Raw genomic sequence first — 16,817 nt, 5'->3', positions numbered from 1 at the left:
CCACTATTCTATATAATCGAATAATTACTACTAGATATACTTGGCATAATATTTGCGATGATAAAAGATCGAGGCGGACAGAGGAAAACTGCTGTTGTCCCGCCCATTCAAACGACTCCACCGTGCGCATCATTTTTAGGGAGGTGAAATCGGAGGAGCTTCACTGGGCGATTTTAGTTATTTAATAATACTGAATCTCAAATTTCAATTCATTACGGGGGGATAAAATGTGTCGATCGCTGCCAATACGAATACACAAAGCTTGGTTCTAAACGACCGCCAAATTTGGATTGCTTCTATTGCATCGGTTTTAGGCTGGTCATTGGATCTTTTTGACCTGTTTGTTCTGTTATATGTGGCGCCTGTCATCGGTCAATTGTTCTTTCCGACCGATATCCCGGCCCTCTCATTGGCTGCTGTGTACGCGTCTTTTGCCGTTACACTGATAATGCGTCCGGTTGGATCTGCCATTTTTGGTTCATACGCGGACAGACGGGGAAGAAAAGGAGCTATGGTGATCGCGTTCATAGGCGTCGGGGTAACGACGGCTGTATTTGGCTTGCTTCCTACCGTTCATCAGATGGGAATTGCTGCCTCGATTCTGTTCCTTGCTCTTCGCTTGGTGCAGGGTGTATTTGTTGGAGGTGTGGTAGCGTCTACACACACGATTGGAACCGAGTCTGTTACACCTCAATGGAGAGGACTCATGTCTGGGCTGATTGGCGGCGGAGGAGCTGGGATCGGAGCATTGTTAGCTTCCATCGTATATTTCGTGGTTTCGTCTGTTTTTCCAGGATCCGCGTTTAACGAGTGGGGATGGCGATGCATGTTCTTCTCCGGTATCCTTAGTTCTTTCCTCGGTTTCTTTATTTTTAACTCGCTCGAGGAGTCTCCGCTGTGGGAGAAACTCAAACAAGCCGAAGAAGCGAAAAAAGATGCCTCGAAGCAACAACAGTCACCTGTCCGTATCGTCTTTACACAATACTTTGGTGTATTGCTTGTCAATCTTATGATCGTGATTGGCGGAGGGGCGGGTTACTATCTTACATCCGGATACCTTCCAACGTTTCTTAAAATGATCAACAAACTTCCTGCGGGCACAACGTCTTTCATTTTGATGGGTGCAAGTGTGGCATCTATCATCTCCGCGGTGATGTTTGGTTATCTCAGCGATAGGATCGGGCGGAAGAAAACGTTCCTTCTGGTTGGCGCCCTTAACGTGATCGTACTTCCGTTACTCTTCTTGGCGTTGGGAAGTGCAACGGATGTGACCTCGATTACGATCTATGCGATGGGACTTTCATTTCTGGGGAATGCCGGATATGCCCCTGTCTTAATCTTTCTTAATGAACGTTTCCCAACCGCCATTCGCTCAAGTGGAACTGGATTATCTTGGAATATCGGATTTGCCATCGGTGGCATGATGCCGACGTTTGTCTCTTTGGCCAGCGGATTGACGCACAGTATTCCGCTTGCGCTTACCTACTTTTCAATCGGGATCTTTCTCTTATATCTGATTGGCAGTCTCGTGATTCCGGAAACGAAGGGAAATTTCTAGAATCATGTACGGTGGCAGGTCATGCAATAATTTCACAGAGGGGGAGAAAAATGACTATTCTAACGGAGCAGAAGCTTACAGTCTATTACAATTACGTAGGCGGCGAATGGACGGAGTCTTCTTCCAAGGAACTGCTGGAGTCGCGAAATCCGGCCACGGGAGAATTGATCGGTTACGCGCAAAATTCGACCGTTCAGGACGTGGAAGAAGCGATCGATTCCGTTTACCAGGCGTTTCTCCGAAGTGATTGGGGATATAATCCGAAGCGCCGCTATGAAGCACTGCTGGGGTTGGCTCAAAAAATGGAGGAAAATCTGGAACATCTGGCACGGGTTTTAACCATGGAACAAGGCAAGACCATCCGCGAATCGCGGATTGAATTGGCCGGATGTATCGATACTCTGAAATATTTTGCGGGTGCCGCCCGTACCGTATTTGGCCGTTCGATTCAACTGGAACCCAATAATTTCGGAGTCATCGTGAAAGAGCCGATCGGCGTAGTCGGGATTATTTCGCCCTGGAATTGGCCTGCACTTCTGATGATCCGCGAATTGGCCCCTGCTTTGGCGGCAGGGAACGGTGTGATTGTCAAGCCGGCAAGTCTGACTCCGGCCATTTCCGTGGAAATCTTTAAGCTCATTGATCAAGTGCCGCACTTCACCAAAGGAATCGTCAGCATTGTCACGGGACCGGGTCGTTCGATCGGTGCAGCCATGGGAATGAGCAAAAAAATAGACATGATTAGTTTCACCGGTGATACATCCACCGGCAAGGCGATGATGGAGATGGCCGCGAGCAACATCAAAAAGCTTGCTCTTGAATTAGGTGGAAAGTCTCCTAACGTGGTGTTTGAAGATGCTCATTTGGACAAAGCGATACCGCTGATCGGACGTTCCATTTTTATTTCAGCCGGTCAGATTTGCATGGCGGGTTCGCGGTTGTTGGTTCATGAATCGATCAAGGGAGAAGTGCTCTCCCGCCTCAAAGACTTTACCGAAAAACTTAAGGTTGGCAATGGAATGTATGAGTCTACCGACATGGGACCGGTGATTTCCCAAAACCAATTGAATTTGGTAGAGGAATACTGTGAAATCGGACGCCGCGAAGGAAAAATCATTACCGGAGGTTATCGGATAAGGGGCGGTGATTACGATAAAGGGTATTTCTTTGCACCGACAATCATTGATGATCTGCCTTCCAACAGTCGTGTGGTACGGGAAGAAATTTTTGGGCCAGTTCTTGCGGTTCAGTCTTTTTCCAGTGACGAGGAAGCCCTTGCATTGGCGAACGATACTGACTTCGGACTGTCTGCGGGCGTCTGGACGACCGATTTGAACCGTGCGATGCGGATGTCCAAGGGCATCAAAGCAGGAACGGTATGGATCAATACGTACAATAAAAACTTTCCCGAAGCTGAATTCGGAGGCTACAAACAGAGTGGCTTGGGGCGCACCCGGGGGGTTGACGGGTTGATGGAATACTGCGAGACGAAACATGTCCACTTTGAGATCGATGAATCGTGAATCGAAAGGAGGAGGAAAAGAATGAGTGTGGGTCAAGCGATGAAGGCCATTGATTTCGAATTTTCATTTCACCTCCCCACGCGGATCGAATTTGGATATGGCAAGGCCTCCCGGATTGGAGAAATGCTTTTGCAATTGGGAGGAAAAAGAGTGTTTGTAGTGAGTGACAAAGGAGTGGAATCGGCGGGATTGCTTGCCGGATTGACGGAATCATTACTGGCGTCGGGGATTCAATTCGATATGTATACGGATGTGGAGCCCGATCCAAGTCTGGAGACGATCGATCGTGGGGCTGAGGTTTTTAAAAGAGAGATGTATGATTGCATAGTTGCGGTCGGCGGCGGAAGTCCGATTGACACGGCGAAAGGCATTCGTGTCGTTGCGTTTAACGGGGGAAGCATCGGCGATTATGCCGGTGTGAATCGGATCCCCGTCGCCCCTGCGGTTCCTCTGATTGCCATTCCGACCACTTCCGGAACAGGAAGTGAAGTGACAATCTTTGGTGTTTACTCGGATTGGCACAACAACGTGAAAGTAACGGTGACCAGCCCATATATGGCGCCAACAATTGCCTTGGTCGACCCGGAATTGACAATGAGCCTTCCTCAAAAAATGACGGCCGCTTCCGGAATTGATGCTTTCGCGCATGGGATCGAAACATTTTTTTCGGTGCGATCCCGTCCGGCATCTGACGCCTTGGCCATGGAAGCGATTGCTACGATGAATGCGAACTTACGTCTTGCGGTTCGTGACGGTTCAGACGTCGCTGCGCGAATCGGGATGTCCCATGGCAGTTTGTTGGCAGGGATGGCTTTTAACAATGGATTCCTGGGGCTTGCCCATGCGATTGGAAGCGCTTTATCCGGACATTGTCATGTTCCGCACGGGATTGCCATCGGTCTGCTGCTTCCTCAAGTGGTCGAATTCAATACACCCGCACGTCCAGACAAAGCGGCAAAAATCGCCAAGTTGTTGGGAGTACAGGGGGATCAATTGGAAGAATTGGCCGCACAAGCTGCGCCGGCCGTTCTGCAACTGGTCAAGGATATCGGTCTTCCAACCCGGTTGCGTGACGTCGGCGTATCCGAAGAGAAACTCTCGGACATCGCTAAAGATTCGTTTAAAAGCGGCATGATGAAGTTTAATCCGCGTACGCCGACCGAATCGGAAGTACTGGAACTGCTGAAACGGTTGCTTTGATTTCAATAATCAAAATTTATCTATAAACAAAAATTTTAAGGAGGTATCAGGGTATGACTCAAAATTGGCATCAAAACATGAATGAAAATGTGACAGAGGAATTGATTCCTAGCCTTGACAAGTCGACCGATGAAGTCGCCTGGGATTTGTACCGGAAAGCGATCCGGTTTGGGACCTGGGATCCTGCAGCGATCGACCTCACTCAGGATAAGGTGGATTTTGAATCACTGGATGAAGATCTTAAAGGATATTTGATTCATTTTTGTACAGGTTTTCTCGATGCGGAAGAAAATGTCGCTTTAAAGTTCTGCCCCTGGATCATGCTGGGTTCGTCAACCGAACAACAAGCGTTTCTAAGCACCCAATTGCTCGATGAGTTTAAGCATACGGAGTTCTTTCTGCGCTATTTCAAGGAAGTATTGGGGCGGGAGCGTATCCCGGGCGTGAAAAACATTGTACAGCAAAAGCTCGATGAGCGTGTCAAGAAGATGCTCGCGGCTCTTGAACAAAGTGAAGAGGAACGTGAAGCGGTTTTGGTGGAAGGTTTGACCCATTATCAGGGCATCATTGAGGGCGTTCAGGCCATGTCAGGATATGACGTGTTTGAAGCTGTATTTGGAAGCAAAGGGTTGTTTCCCGGACTGAAAGAAGGGTTTTCACGTATAAAGGAAGATGAAGGAAGGCATGTTGGTTTCGGTCTTCGCATGCTGAAGCTGTTTGCCCGGAATCCGGAGCATGCAAAACGGATTCGGGCGTTGTACGATGAGTATCTTCCGCACATCCTGGTTCGTTATGACCAGCCGGTCATCGTCGACGGCCGGGAATACCCGACTCCTCCCGAAGTGAAGGGACGCGAGCGGTTGATCAAAATGTTCGAACGCAGGCTCAAGGACATATTCGGCACCCCGGTGTCTGTCTGATCAAACGAGGGAATCGTATGACGAACGGAAACCTGATGATTACGGGATACTGTCGAAATCAATACATCCGCATGTCCTGACAAATAAGCAAATATTTCTAAGTTGTAGGGGTGCATGGGGATCTCTTAAAGAATTGGCCGCACTATTGTCGCCAAAAACGTACCGATTGATGATCATGTTGGATCGGCGGATGAGAATAGATTCGGCACAACAGCGGCCATTTTTTATACGAAAGGGGGCCAAAAAATGACAGGGAGTATGATTATTTTAGGGATCGCTTTGCTCTATGTGTTACTTACAACTTTGTTAGGACTCTATACAAAAAAATTCTCGAAGAGCTCCGATAAATACATGACGGGAGGAAAGGCATTCGGTCCCTTCATCATTGGTGTTTTAATGATGTCGGAATTTATCGGAACGGGTTCTACCCTTGGGACAGCTCAAACCGCCTTTGGCAAAGGCATATCTGCATCCTGGAACTTGATCACCCTAACACTTGCGTTCGTGCTGTTCGCATACACTCTGGCGAAAAAGTTCCATAAGCGTGGAGAGTACACGATTTCTGGTGCGATTTCTAAATCATATGGTAATGGTGCACGAGTTGTAACGTCACTGATCATGATCTATGCGTTGGCTGTGGTTAATATTTCAATGTACGCAGGTGGAGCGGCTACACTATCGGCTATTCTTCAAATTCCGCATGCCACTGCCGCTATAATTGTGGGACTGGTGACCGTCGTGTATGTCACTTCCGGAGGAATGTATGCGGTTGCGTATACCAACTTAATTCATGCTTTTTTCAAGTATTTAGGGTTGATTCTTGCCTTAACGTTTGGTATGGCAGCAGCGGGCGGACTTTCCGGTATGTCTTCGCATCTAAAGCCTGAAATGTTTGATTGGATGGGAATTGGCTGGTCTCTGATCATTGCCTGGACAATTGCCAATATAGGTTCGGTTTTCTCAACGCAGTACATCATTCAGGCCATATGTTCGACAGGAGATGACAGAAAAGCCAAAAAATCAAGCATTTACGCCGGATTACTGGTGATTCCTGTGGGCATCATGGCGGCTCTGATCGGTATGGTTGCCGCAGACCTCTTTCCCAAAATTCCGTCTGCACAGGCTTTCCCCATGATGACAACACTCATGCACCCGGTTTTTGGGGGATTCGTTATAGCCGGTTTGATTGCAGCAGTTTTTGGAACGGTTGCCGCCGGAACAATCGGTTCCGCGGCGCTTCTGTTAAAGGATTTCTATATTCCTTTTTTTAATAGAAGCGCGACCGACTACCAGACTTTACGATTTTCCAGGATTGCTACTGTGGTCATGGGGTTGCTTCCGATTCCGTTTGCGATATTTGCACCGAAAATTTTAAGCACAATCTTTTTTGCCCGGGCATTGCGAACCACACTCGCCGTGATTGTGATTCTGATGTTTTATTTTCCGAAGTTCAGCAGTGGGCGCGGAGCCGTGTGGGGAATGATTCTTGCCGTTGTTTTGACCACAGCATGGTACCTGTACAACAATCCGTTCGGGATCGACAATATCTATATTGCGTCGCTCACTCCTTTAATCGTGATGACAATCGACCATCTATTCAAACAATCAACCCCGCAAATGGTGCTAGTAGAAAAAACGGAAGAAGTGCGTTAAGGAAGGAGCTCATTCAATGAAAGCAAAGACATTTCGAACCTGGCTTGAATATCTGGAATCGGTGGGCCGTTTGGCTGTCATCGGGAAAAAGGTCGGTTTAGAATTTGAACTTGCCGCGGTGGCAAAAAAATTGGACGGTAAAAAGGCGGTCTATTTCACCCAGGTGGAAGAGTATACGGTGCCTGTTGTGTCAGGAATTTGCTCAACCCGGGAAGATTTTGCGGAAGCGTTGGACACGGATCCGTACGGGATTATTCCGAAGTTTACCAAGGCAGTTGATTCCCCTGTCCCATGCCGGCATGTGGAGAGGGAGCAAGCGCCGGTCAAAGAAAATATCATTCGGGAAAACATCGATTTGATGAAGCTGTTTCCGATTCCGGTTCACCATGAGAAGGATTCGGGCAACTACATCACAGCCGGATTGTTTATTGTCCGGGATCCGGTCACCCGCAAGCAAAACGTTTCGATTCACCGTTTGCAAGTTTCAGGGAAAGACAAACTGGGGGCTTTGCTCCTTCCCCGCCACACGTTTCATTTATACAAACAGGCTGAAGAGGAGGGCAGGCCGCTTGAATGCGCGATTGTGATCGGGGTCGATCCGGTGACGTTGCTCGCTTCCCAAGCGAGCACTCCATTCGGTGTGGATGAACTTGAAATTGCGAGCGCCCTGCGTGGAGAACCGCTTGAAGTCGTTCGTTGCGAGACGGTTGACATCGATGTGCCTGCGTATGCGGAAATTGTGCTGGAGGGCAAAATCCTTCCGCATGTCCGCGAGCCGGAAGGTCCTTTCGGGGAATTTCCGAAATACTACGGTCCCCGGAGCGATAAGGAAGTCGTACAGATCACAGCGGTCACTCATCGAAACCACCCGATTTTTTATACGATTGTACCGGCGGGCTATGAGCATCTTCTTCTTGGGGGCATTCCGCGCGAAGCAAGCCTGTTCCAGAGCATTCGACAGACTGTGCCGACGGTGAAAGCGGTACACATGAGCCCAGGGGGAACCTGTCGCTATCATGCAATCGTTTCGATAAAAAAACGTAACGAGGGTGAAGGGAAGAATGCGATTTTTGCCGCACTTGCCAACAGTTTTGATATAAAACACGTAGTTGTCGTAGATGAAGAAGTAGACATATTTAATATGGAAGAGGTGGAGTGGGCAATCGCGACCCGCTTTCAGGCGGAAAGGGATTTAGTCGTGATCCATGGTGCTCAGGGATCAAAACTGGATCCGTCAACCGATAACGGGGTCGGGTCGAAGATGGGATTGGATTGCACAGTTCCTTTAAACAGTGAACCTATGCGGTATTTGCGAATACGAATTCCCGGTTATGATGAGATCCATTTGGAGGATTATATCAGTCCTGAAACTTCTCTCCGATCGGTTCACCTTGAAGGAGTCCATGTCATCTCATAAAAAACGCGGGATCGGTGATTGTGATGATTTTTGATTCGATCATCAGTTTGCCGGAAGCTTTGTATTTCTGTAGGACGTGACTGACTGTCTCCCGGCTGGTGCCGGCCATTCTGGCCAGGTCGGTGGTAGTGAGCGGACAGGGAATGCGGATGGTGGAGGCATCCGTTTTCTCTCCGATGTCCTTGATGAGGAGACTGATCAGTTGACGCACCCGATCGGTGGCGTGGACTTGAGTCAACTTTTGGATCCGTATTTCAAGTTCATGCATCTTGTCGTCCATGATACGTATCCAATTAATCAGGACAGTGGGGTCTTTCTGGATCAACCATTCAAATTTGGCCGTCGGGAAATAGATGAGTTCAACATCGGTTACGGCTTCTCCGGAAAAACGGTAATGTCTGTCCTGGAACAGTCCGATACAGGGGAAAATGCTATACGGCTTAAGATACAAGAAAAATGGGCTGGTACAATCATCGTTCATCCTGACCAGCTTGATATAGCCGTTAAGCAAAAGATAGATCCGATCCCGCGGATCTCCCTCCATGAACAAGATCTGGCCCTTATGATACTTCCGGAAAAAAGCGTATTTCATGATCTCCATCATGCGCTGCTCAGAGAGTGTGTGAAAGACGGGAAACTTGCGTAGGGAATTCTTTCGTGCAGATGGCATCGTATCTTCCTCCAAGGATGCTTCTACTGTTTATAAAAAAACAAATCTGCTACGACTTATCAAGTGACAAAACTATAACCGTAATGTTGATTTTTTGTGAACATCCCCTTTTTTGTGAAATCCATCACAATTTCTTTGCCCATACAATCTTACACTCATATACACAGATAAAATTTCAGTTTACCTGTGGGAGTGTGAAACCTAGGAGGAAATAGGTAAAAAAGACGCGACGGTGCCGAGATCAGCAGCCATTCTAAAACGGGAGGTATTTTTATGAAAGCGCTCGTTTTCCGAGGACCGGGAAAGATCGAATGGGTAGAGAAGAGAAGGACAAGCCGACGATTCAGAAACCGACGGATGCAATCGTAAGAATCACCAAAACGACGATTTGCGGCACAGATTTGCATATCTTAGGCGGTGATGTGCCGGCGGTAACCGACGGCCGAACCCTGGGACACGAAGGAGTCGGAATTGTGGAGGAAGTCGGCCCGGGTGTGAATAATTTCAAGCCCGGCGACAGAGTGCTGATTTCTTGTATCACTTCTTGTGGAAGATGCGATTATTGCAAAAAAGCCATGTACGCCCACTGTGAAGACGGCGGTTGGATTTTGGGACACCTGATTGACGGTACCCAGGCGGAATACGTTCGTATCCCTTATGCCGATACGAGCCTGTATCACATTCCTCCGGGATGCGATGAGGAAGCGCTTGTCATGTTGAGCGACATTTTGCCGACAAGTTTGGAAATCGGGGTGATCAACGGCGGCGTTCAGCCGGGGGATGTGGTCGCTATCGTCGGAGCCGGGCCGGTCGGGATGTCGGCACTCTTGACAGCGCAACTTTATTCGCCGGCAGAGATCATTATGGTCGACCTCGACGATAACCGCCTGGAGCAGTCCAAAAAGTTCGGAGCTACCAAAACCGTGAACAGTGCCGAGGGAAATGCGGTTGAGCAAGTGATGGAATTAACGGATGGAAAAGGCGTCGATGTAGCGATTGAGGCCGTTGGTTTCCCGGTGACCTTCGACATCTGTCAGCAAATCCTAAAGCCCGGCGGACGGCTGGCGAACGTTGGCGTTCACGGCAAGCCTGTCGATCTGCGCTTGGAACAATTGTGGCTTCGCAATGTCACGATCACGACCGGGCTGGTTAGCACGAGTACGACACCGATGCTGTTAAAGACAGTGCAATCTGGGAAGATCCAACCGGAACAATTGATCACCCACCGCTTTCCGCTGAACCAGATCATGCAGGCTTATGAAGTGTTTCGCCATGCTGCCAAAGAAAAAGCGATGAAAGTGATTTTATACAATGATTGACCTGTAGTGGGCAAAGGAACGGTTCAAACCGTTCCTTTGCCGTATGCGCCGGCATGAACGTTATCTATAGGTGAAAGTCTCGAAGGGCGAAAGTTGTCCTCCATGCCGCAAGTGGCAACATCAAAGAATGAAAAGTTCCAAAGCATATGCCTCAAAGACGACCTTCATCGAACCCAAGCGCAAAGCGATATATCCACCCAAGCACTCAAGATCGCAGGTGCCACAGACTAAGGGTGATACATGCGAGTCAGCGATTTGACTTCAATGGCAGACGATACTCTTTGATCGCCTCAGCTAAAACCGTCTGATAAACCAGTTTGACCGGAATGCCGAGTCGTTCCGCCGACTGGCGGCAGAATTCGTATTCCGGGGCCACGTTGACAACTTCACTTCCCAAATACGCCAGTTTCACCGGCATTTCTCCGTACACTGTCGAGACGTAGACGATTTTATGCGGTACGGACCATTTTCCCACCTCATAATAACGCATCCCGATCGTCGTTGTTTGCCTGACAATCTCTTCTTGCAAGGCCATCTGCCGTTCCGCGGAGCACGCGACTCGCAACTGGAGACCCGGGCGTCCTTTTTTCATGACCACAGGAATCCAGTAGGCATCCATTGCGCCCATTGACAAAAGACGTTCAACCAGATGCCCTGCCCATTCCGGATTCATGTCGTCGATATTGGTTTCAATCACGACTGTCCGTTTTGCTGCATCCTCTTCCCGATCAACAGATTCTCCGGTAGGGGATTCAGAGTACCATCTCCCGAGTTGGATGCGCAGGAGGTTAGCGATTGGAAGATCCCGGTGTCCCGCCCCATATCCTATTTTTTGTCCAATAAATGTCTCCTGCGGGGCGGGAAGTGCCAAGGTGCGAATGAGAGCGGCGGCGGCTGGGGAGATTGTTTCGCCCCAAACCCCGGAAGAAAAGATAGGATAGCCTAACAATAAATGTGTTGTTGCCGGTGTCGGTACTGGCTTAAAACCGTCTGCGCACGGTACGAACCCGCCGCCTACCTGAATGTTTGTAATAAAGCAAGCCGGTTCCCCGAGCAAATGCCAAGCTAGCACGTTTCCGACGATTTTTTCGAGAGAGTCGGATGTGTCTGTTAGATGGAAACAGATATTCTCCGGGAGAGTTTCACTAACGGTCGCCTCTGCAATGGCCCAGTGATGAAAGATCTGCTTACTCTTTTCTTTTACAATTATTGGAAATTCGCAGTGATCAATGATTTGTTCAATATCCGAAAGATGCAAGGACCTCGGTATATGACGCGTGTTTATGGTCACTTTTGTGGCTGCAATTCCCTTCAGCTTCACTCGTTCAACCGTAATGTCATCCCCTTTGATATCCAGCTTGGCCATGTACCGTTTCCAAACGTCTAGAGATAACCCAAGATCAAACCACGCCCCCAGAAAAATCTCACAGTCTGCGCCGGAAAAACATTCGATGTACGCCGTGTTCATTGTACTCTTTCCTTTCACGCTGAAAAAATGGTCGCAGTGTAAGTATGAAAACCTATTTTCCTTATTGATTTGCAAATCAGATGCCACGAGGCCGTCAATGGTTCCATTTCCATGCATAGCAAGCTTCTACTGGTAACCAAGCCTCGATGATGGAATCGCATAGTTTCCAAATATTTTGGAAACTTATCGTTGTTTATGGAAACGATGTAGTTCCATTTGATTTGATTTCTCTGAAATCTCCGAGTGGCACAGGATTTGCATTCGTAAATGGTGGCGGAAAGAGTAATAAACGTTTCTGCCTATACTGAATGTTCTTACTGGAGGGGAGTGAAAGGATGCGTCTCATTAACACGATGGCGGTCATTCTCAATGACAAATGCACCGGATGCAAGATTTGTGCACAAGTATGCCCCACCTTGGCCATTACGATGGAGCCGGTTCCGGGAACCAAAGCAAAAAAATTAGCGGTTGTTCATGAAGAGTCCTGTACGGGATGTACAGCGTGCGAACAACGTTGTCCTTTCGACGCGATTCAGATGGCGAAATTGGATGAACCGCGCGTCATCGGCGTGGACATTCACCAATCGGAACAGATCCGGAAATTGTGTTATGACGCTCATTTGCATCCGGAACAAATTGTTTGCTACTGCACAAGCACTCGTGCGGAAGAGGTGGCTGCCGCCATTCTGCAGGGAGCGGATACGCCCGATAAAATCTCCATGGCGACCGGATTGCGCACAGGTTGTACGGTGGAATGCCTGCAACCGGCGATGCGCCTGCTGCGCTCGGCAGGGATTGAACCGGAATCTCCGAACGGGCGCTATCAGTGGTACGGTGCAACCCCCACAATCTGGGATATTCCGGATCACGTGAAAGAGAAATATGCGCAACGCGGATTTTATTTTGACGCAGACATCGAGTTTTTGGAAACCATTCGAAACGCGCCGCAATCCCATCTATCTTGCGCTGTAAAGGAGGAGGAAGAATAATGCATCGTGCACCGATTCAACCGCTTCCGCCGCGCGCCTCACGGTATGGAATTGACCCGAGCCTTGTCAAAAAACGTTTTGCGGATCTGCCGGGAATGACTTCGCTCATGCTGCAAGAATTGTTTCCCGACACCCCGGAAGTGATCTACCCGAGCGCGGAAGGCATAAGCGCCATCCGTCGTGCGGCCGAAGCCGCTTTGGAAAAAGTGGATCTGTCGATGATTCAACCGCATCATACTGTAAACGTGTTGGCTTCTCACCACGGATTTACGCTGCTTGGCGGGGAACCTTATGCCGAATTGCTGCGAACGGTCTATGATGTGGTTAAACGGCGTACGGGAGCCAAAGAGGTTCGTTTGCGTGCAGGCGTGGGGCTTCGATTCCGTGAGACGGAAGAATATATCAAACGTTTTCACTTGAAACAGCATTTTGACCGCGCCATGGGAATGGCCCCAATTGATGAAGGGATACCCATTGAAACCGAAATTGGAACGCTTTACGGTCTCAAACGGACTTACGATGCAGACTGGATTATCCACGTGCATAACAGCGATGTGCGGGAAGTTCATTTCCATCGCCAGGTGGATCGCGCTGTAAAACCATTTGGGATGTCGTATGCGCGAATCGAAACACGCTCCACGTATCATCAGAATCTGGGACCGCGGGGCGCCAACTTTACGGCAAGAGCGATCTTCGAATCGCCGTTTGTGCAAAGCAAATTTGTGGGTGCCGTATTTTTGAACATGTCCCCGAGCGGCGTGCTCAGTGTGGAAGCAGACAATGATCTTTATCGGATCAACGATACGATTACAGTCGACGGTCTCCGTTATTACGGAAAAGTGTTTCAATTGTTGGGGAAAATCGACGAATGTATTGTCGGATTGGATTTTCCTTGTCCTGTACCGTATGTGTTTTCTGCAGGGGTGATTTACTGTAACTTCGTCGGTGTGAATACCGATTTGTTCGATTTGGATGTGAAATTGCCCCCCTACACCTGGTATGCGGAAGCGTTGTACGGAAAAGACGGGAAACCGCTGATTCCGGAAGTGAAACCGGTCAACCCGGCGATCCGCATGGTCGTGCAAAACTACGCGTGGATCGGGTACCCAAGCGCGTTCTTTGCGCAACAACTTCCCACAATCGTCGTCGGTAAAGAGCAGGCGGATCTGTTTGAACACGACCCGCAAAATCTGGAATATATGAAATACGCGATGATCGCCGACAATCTCGATGATGCGATGAAATTTGCGTACAAGACCACGGGTACGGACAAAGTGATCGTGTTTGACGGGGCAGTTGGGGGCATCAATGTGAGCGAATCATTAGCGGAACATCTGTTGTCGGTTGCTCCCAAAGTGAGCGTCGAAGTGGATGAAATCCTGATGCCGAAGTGGTTAAAGCAAAGAGGCATCGGGCGAAACGGCGTGCTGGTGAACGCATAGGTGGTGTATAGATCCATGGAAACTCTACAACTCGTGAACCAACTGAAAAAATCTGACAACGTGGATCTTCGCGACACGTTATTCTCCTCGTTGGGCGATCGCACGTTCACAGCTCAAGTTGTTGTTACGGACTGCGGCGTCCTCGCGAATTCTCGACGTGCGGTCGCTTTCATAGAAGAACTCGGATGCGAACTCTTGCACAGTCAAGAAGACGGAACGTTGCTGCAACCGGGTGATGTTGTCCTGTCGTTTCGCGGCAGGGCGAAACAGGTTGCCATCGCTGAGGATCGAGTCTTAGGTGCCATGATGCTTCCATCCGGATATGCCACGCGTGCACGCCAACTTCAACTTTTGGCGGGACCCGATGTACGGATCGTTTGCGGGGGATGGAAAAAGTTGCCCCAGGAATCGAAACCCGGACTGCATGCCGCACTGGCGGCCGCCCATGTTGGGATGCGCATGGTGGAAGGCCCTTTTGTCTATATCGATAAAAATTATGTTCGCATGTTTGGAAGCGTAGCGAAGGCGCTCGCAGCGGCCGATCAATTTCCGGATCACAAAAAGGTGATTCAGGTTCGCGGTGAAATACAACCGATCGTTCAAGAAGCGCGGGAAGCGGTTTGCGGCCATGCAGACGTGGTCATGATTGACACAGGATCTCTCAAAGATCTTGATGTGGTCTTGCAAGTTCTGAACGATCTTGGCGCACGTCAACATACGAAGGTTGCTTTTGCAGGAGGAGTGAAAGAGGAAACATTACTTCTGCTTCGGGATCTTCCGGTCGATCTGGTTGATGTGGGGGCGGCGATTTTAAATGCGCCTCTGCTTGATATGCGAGTGGATGTAGTCGAAATCCAATGAACCTATCATCTATAAAGAGAGGCGCAGATATGGAGTACAGTCTTTTGAATAAAACGGAAATTCGTTTCACAGATATCTACTTACATGACTGTGACTTGACGCAATTGGCGCAAACTGTCGCTTCTGTTTTGCAATTGCCCAGAGATCGTGTGTTTGTCATCGATGTCCGTGAAGATCACATCGCACTGGATTTGCTTGTCCACTCCATGAAAGACGACCAGTTTATAGGGAAAAAACAGGAATTGCTCGATGCGATACGTTCTCTTCCCGGTGTGACGCTTGGCCCGGATGCGGACATCCATTCTGAAGGAGTACTGGGTATGATCGCGCTCTCTCCGATCGAAGCTAAGCAGGTTGTGGAAAAAAGCACCCTCATCGGTGAAGAGATTCAAAATCGCGTTCGCCGCCGGGTAAAAGTGTTTCCTACCGGATTTGAGGTTGCCAAAGGGATGATCGAGGATGCAAACACTCCGTACTTAGTCGAGCGGTTTACCGAAGCGGGTTGCAAGGTGCAGACCCACCGCCCGTTGGCAGACGATGTTGACGAGATCGCAGGCGCATTGCGCCAAGCCCTCGATCAAGGGTTTGGTTTGATTGTGACAACAGGTGGAGTGGGTGCGGAGGACAAGGATTGTACCGTAGAGGCTTTACTGAAGGTCTGCCCTGAAGCGGTGACTCCCTATATTGTGAAATTTACCCGCGGACACGGAAGACACGTGAAAGATGGGATTCGCATCGGAGTGGCAAAGGAAGGTTTGACCTACCTTGTGACACTCCCCGGTCCGCATGATGAAGTCCGGCTCTGTACGGACGTTCTGGTTGAAAGCATAGACTTACAACCGGAACCTGAAGTTCTTGCGGAACGGTTGGCCGGTTTGCTTAGACAACGTTGGATGAAAACGGTAGCTCATCAACACGGCCATCATTCGACCTCTTGATGGTACCGTTGAGGTTTATTTGAAACAGACGGTAAAAGGAAAGGGAGATTCGATGAATCCATTTGTGGAAAAAGCGGCGAAAGCGTTATGGGAGGCAGAACTCAACAGGCAGCCGATCGAACCGTTGACCCAAACTTACGAAAGCATTACGGTTGAGGATTCTTATGCCATTCAACAACAAGTGAAAGCCTGGAAGCTCGATTCGGGCAGACGGATCATTGGGCGCAAGATCGGTTTAACATCGCAGGCGATGCAAAACGCACTCGGAGTTCATGAACCCGATTTTGGTTCACTGTTTGATGACATGCTTTTGCCTGAAGGAAGTCTCGTACCTTACGAGCGATTTCTGCAACCCAAGGTCGAGGCGGAACTCGCGTTTATAATGAAACATGATTTGCAAGGGCCAGCCGTGCATTTCCAGGATGTCATCCAAGCCACGGCTTATGTCGTACCTGCTTTTGAAATCATCGACAGCCGGGTGCGAGATTGGAAAATTAAAATTCAAGATACGGTAGCGGATAATGCATCAAGCGGCGCTTTGATTTTAGGGAGCCGAGGTGTGTCCGTTCATGACGTAAACCTGCGCTTGATTGGTCTCGTATTGGAGCGCAATGGAGAGGTGATTGATACAGCTGCCGGAGCGGCAGTACTTGGACATCCTGCAACAGCGGTTGCATGGCTATGTAACAAATTGGCGACTTTTGGCGAAGGGATGAAGGCCGGTGATATCGTGTTGTCCGGTTCTTTCACGCGGGCATATGAAGTAAAGCCCGGGGATGTGTACAGTGCCCATTTTGCCGGAGTTGGAACCGTTCAGGTTGGTTTTGGATCAAAATAATCATTTGTTTCCGGGAGGAAA

At 49.1% G+C, this 16,817-nt stretch carries 13 protein-coding genes and 1 pseudogene; 12 read left to right on the top strand and 2 right to left on the bottom strand.

Going from position 1 to position 16,817, the window contains the following annotated elements:
• The first annotated feature begins 229 nt into the window (after window positions 1-229).
• From DNHGIG_RS04895 to DNHGIG_RS04870, 6 genes are all read left to right on the top strand, one after another.
• Window positions 230-1,558: an MFS transporter gene (locus DNHGIG_RS04895; protein ID WP_282198613.1), complete on the top strand. Its 1,329-nt coding sequence runs from the start codon at window positions 230-232 to the stop codon at window positions 1,556-1,558.
• 50 nt (window positions 1,559-1,608) lie between these two features.
• Window positions 1,609-3,081, top strand: a complete 1,473-nt coding sequence (locus DNHGIG_RS04890) for an aldehyde dehydrogenase family protein (RefSeq protein WP_282198612.1) — start codon at window positions 1,609-1,611, stop codon at window positions 3,079-3,081.
• Between the two features lie 21 nt (window positions 3,082-3,102).
• Window positions 3,103-4,281, top strand: coding sequence for an iron-containing alcohol dehydrogenase (locus tag DNHGIG_RS04885; RefSeq protein WP_282198611.1), 1,179 nt, complete (start codon window positions 3,103-3,105; stop codon window positions 4,279-4,281).
• A 53-nt stretch (window positions 4,282-4,334) separates the two neighbouring features.
• Window positions 4,335-5,201, top strand: a complete 867-nt coding sequence (locus DNHGIG_RS04880; protein WP_282198610.1) for a R2-like ligand-binding oxidase — start codon at window positions 4,335-4,337, stop codon at window positions 5,199-5,201.
• A gap of 246 nt (window positions 5,202-5,447) precedes the next feature.
• Window positions 5,448-6,854: a sodium:solute symporter family protein gene (locus DNHGIG_RS04875; protein WP_282198609.1), complete on the top strand. Its 1,407-nt coding sequence runs from the start codon at window positions 5,448-5,450 to the stop codon at window positions 6,852-6,854.
• A gap of 16 nt (window positions 6,855-6,870) precedes the next feature.
• Entirely contained in the window at window positions 6,871-8,271 is a 1,401-nt protein-coding gene (locus DNHGIG_RS04870) for a UbiD family decarboxylase (RefSeq protein ID WP_282198608.1), read from the top strand.
• Here DNHGIG_RS04870 and DNHGIG_RS04865 read toward each other — a convergent pair.
• Window positions 8,261-8,941, bottom strand: a complete 681-nt coding sequence (locus DNHGIG_RS04865) for a Crp/Fnr family transcriptional regulator (RefSeq protein WP_282198607.1) — start codon at window positions 8,939-8,941, stop codon at window positions 8,261-8,263. The two genes, DNHGIG_RS04870 and DNHGIG_RS04865, sit on opposite strands and share 11 nt — an antisense overlap.
• A gap of 273 nt (window positions 8,942-9,214) precedes the next feature.
• Here DNHGIG_RS04865 and DNHGIG_RS04860 point away from each other — a divergent pair.
• Window positions 9,215-10,260, top strand: a pseudogene (locus DNHGIG_RS04860) (zinc-dependent alcohol dehydrogenase family protein).
• Window positions 10,261-10,507: 247 nt separating this feature from the next.
• Here the strand turns inward: DNHGIG_RS04860 and larC2 are convergent.
• Window positions 10,508-11,728 (bottom strand): nickel pincer cofactor biosynthesis protein LarC2, encoded by a 1,221-nt coding sequence (gene larC2, locus DNHGIG_RS04855; protein WP_282198605.1) that lies wholly within the window; start codon window positions 11,726-11,728, stop codon window positions 10,508-10,510.
• A gap of 335 nt (window positions 11,729-12,063) precedes the next feature.
• Here larC2 and DNHGIG_RS04850 point away from each other — a divergent pair, with 335 nt between their 5' ends.
• From DNHGIG_RS04850 to DNHGIG_RS04830, 5 genes are read left to right on the top strand one after another with little or no spacing between them, the layout of a single operon-like run.
• Window positions 12,064-12,717, top strand: a complete 654-nt coding sequence (locus DNHGIG_RS04850; protein WP_282198604.1) for a 4Fe-4S binding protein — start codon at window positions 12,064-12,066, stop codon at window positions 12,715-12,717.
• Window positions 12,717-14,159, top strand: coding sequence for a hypothetical protein (locus DNHGIG_RS04845; protein ID WP_282198603.1), 1,443 nt, complete (start codon window positions 12,717-12,719; stop codon window positions 14,157-14,159). Before DNHGIG_RS04850 ends, DNHGIG_RS04845 begins: the two co-directional genes overlap by 1 nt.
• Window positions 14,160-14,174: 15 nt before the next feature.
• Complete coding sequence (locus tag DNHGIG_RS04840) at window positions 14,175-15,020, top strand: beta/alpha barrel domain-containing protein (protein WP_282198602.1); 846 nt, start codon at window positions 14,175-14,177, stop codon at window positions 15,018-15,020.
• Window positions 15,021-15,049: 29 nt separating this feature from the next.
• Complete coding sequence (locus DNHGIG_RS04835; protein ID WP_282198601.1) at window positions 15,050-15,958, top strand: molybdopterin-binding protein; 909 nt, start codon at window positions 15,050-15,052, stop codon at window positions 15,956-15,958.
• A 19-nt stretch (window positions 15,959-15,977) separates the two neighbouring features.
• The gene (locus DNHGIG_RS04830; protein ID WP_369414669.1) at window positions 15,978-16,796 is read left to right on the top strand and encodes a 2-keto-4-pentenoate hydratase; all 819 of its coding nucleotides are present in this window, start codon (window positions 15,978-15,980) and stop codon (window positions 16,794-16,796) included.
• Window positions 16,797-16,817: the final 21 nt, after the last annotated feature.

The sequence above is a fragment of the Collibacillus ludicampi genome, from assembly GCF_023705585.1.
GTDB lineage: Bacteria > Bacillota > Bacilli > Tumebacillales > BOQE01 > Collibacillus > Collibacillus ludicampi.
The sequence above is the reverse complement of the archived record's forward strand: the minus strand, read 5'-3'. Positions and strand labels throughout refer to the sequence as shown.

Excerpts from the sequence above, each read along its gene's own strand:
- DNHGIG_RS04890 (WP_282198612.1), top strand. The coding sequence starts at position 1,609 with ATGACTATTCTAACGGAGCAGAAGCTTACAGTCTATTACAATTACGTA.
- DNHGIG_RS04885 (WP_282198611.1), top strand. The coding sequence starts at position 3,103 with ATGAGTGTGGGTCAAGCGATGAAGGCCATTGATTTCGAATTTTCATTT.
- DNHGIG_RS04880 (WP_282198610.1), top strand. The coding sequence starts at position 4,335 with ATGACTCAAAATTGGCATCAAAACATGAATGAAAATGTGACAGAGGAA.
- DNHGIG_RS04875 (WP_282198609.1), top strand. The coding sequence starts at position 5,448 with ATGACAGGGAGTATGATTATTTTAGGGATCGCTTTGCTCTATGTGTTA.
- DNHGIG_RS04870 (WP_282198608.1), top strand. The coding sequence starts at position 6,871 with ATGAAAGCAAAGACATTTCGAACCTGGCTTGAATATCTGGAATCGGTG.
- DNHGIG_RS04865 (WP_282198607.1), bottom strand. The coding sequence starts at position 8,941 with ATGCCATCTGCACGAAAGAATTCCCTACGCAAGTTTCCCGTCTTTCAC.
- larC2 (WP_282198605.1), bottom strand. The coding sequence starts at position 11,728 with ATGAACACGGCGTACATCGAATGTTTTTCCGGCGCAGACTGTGAGATT.
- DNHGIG_RS04850 (WP_282198604.1), top strand. The coding sequence starts at position 12,064 with ATGCGTCTCATTAACACGATGGCGGTCATTCTCAATGACAAATGCACC.
- DNHGIG_RS04845 (WP_282198603.1), top strand. The coding sequence starts at position 12,717 with ATGCATCGTGCACCGATTCAACCGCTTCCGCCGCGCGCCTCACGGTAT.
- DNHGIG_RS04840 (WP_282198602.1), top strand. The coding sequence starts at position 14,175 with ATGGAAACTCTACAACTCGTGAACCAACTGAAAAAATCTGACAACGTG.
- DNHGIG_RS04835 (WP_282198601.1), top strand. The coding sequence starts at position 15,050 with ATGGAGTACAGTCTTTTGAATAAAACGGAAATTCGTTTCACAGATATC.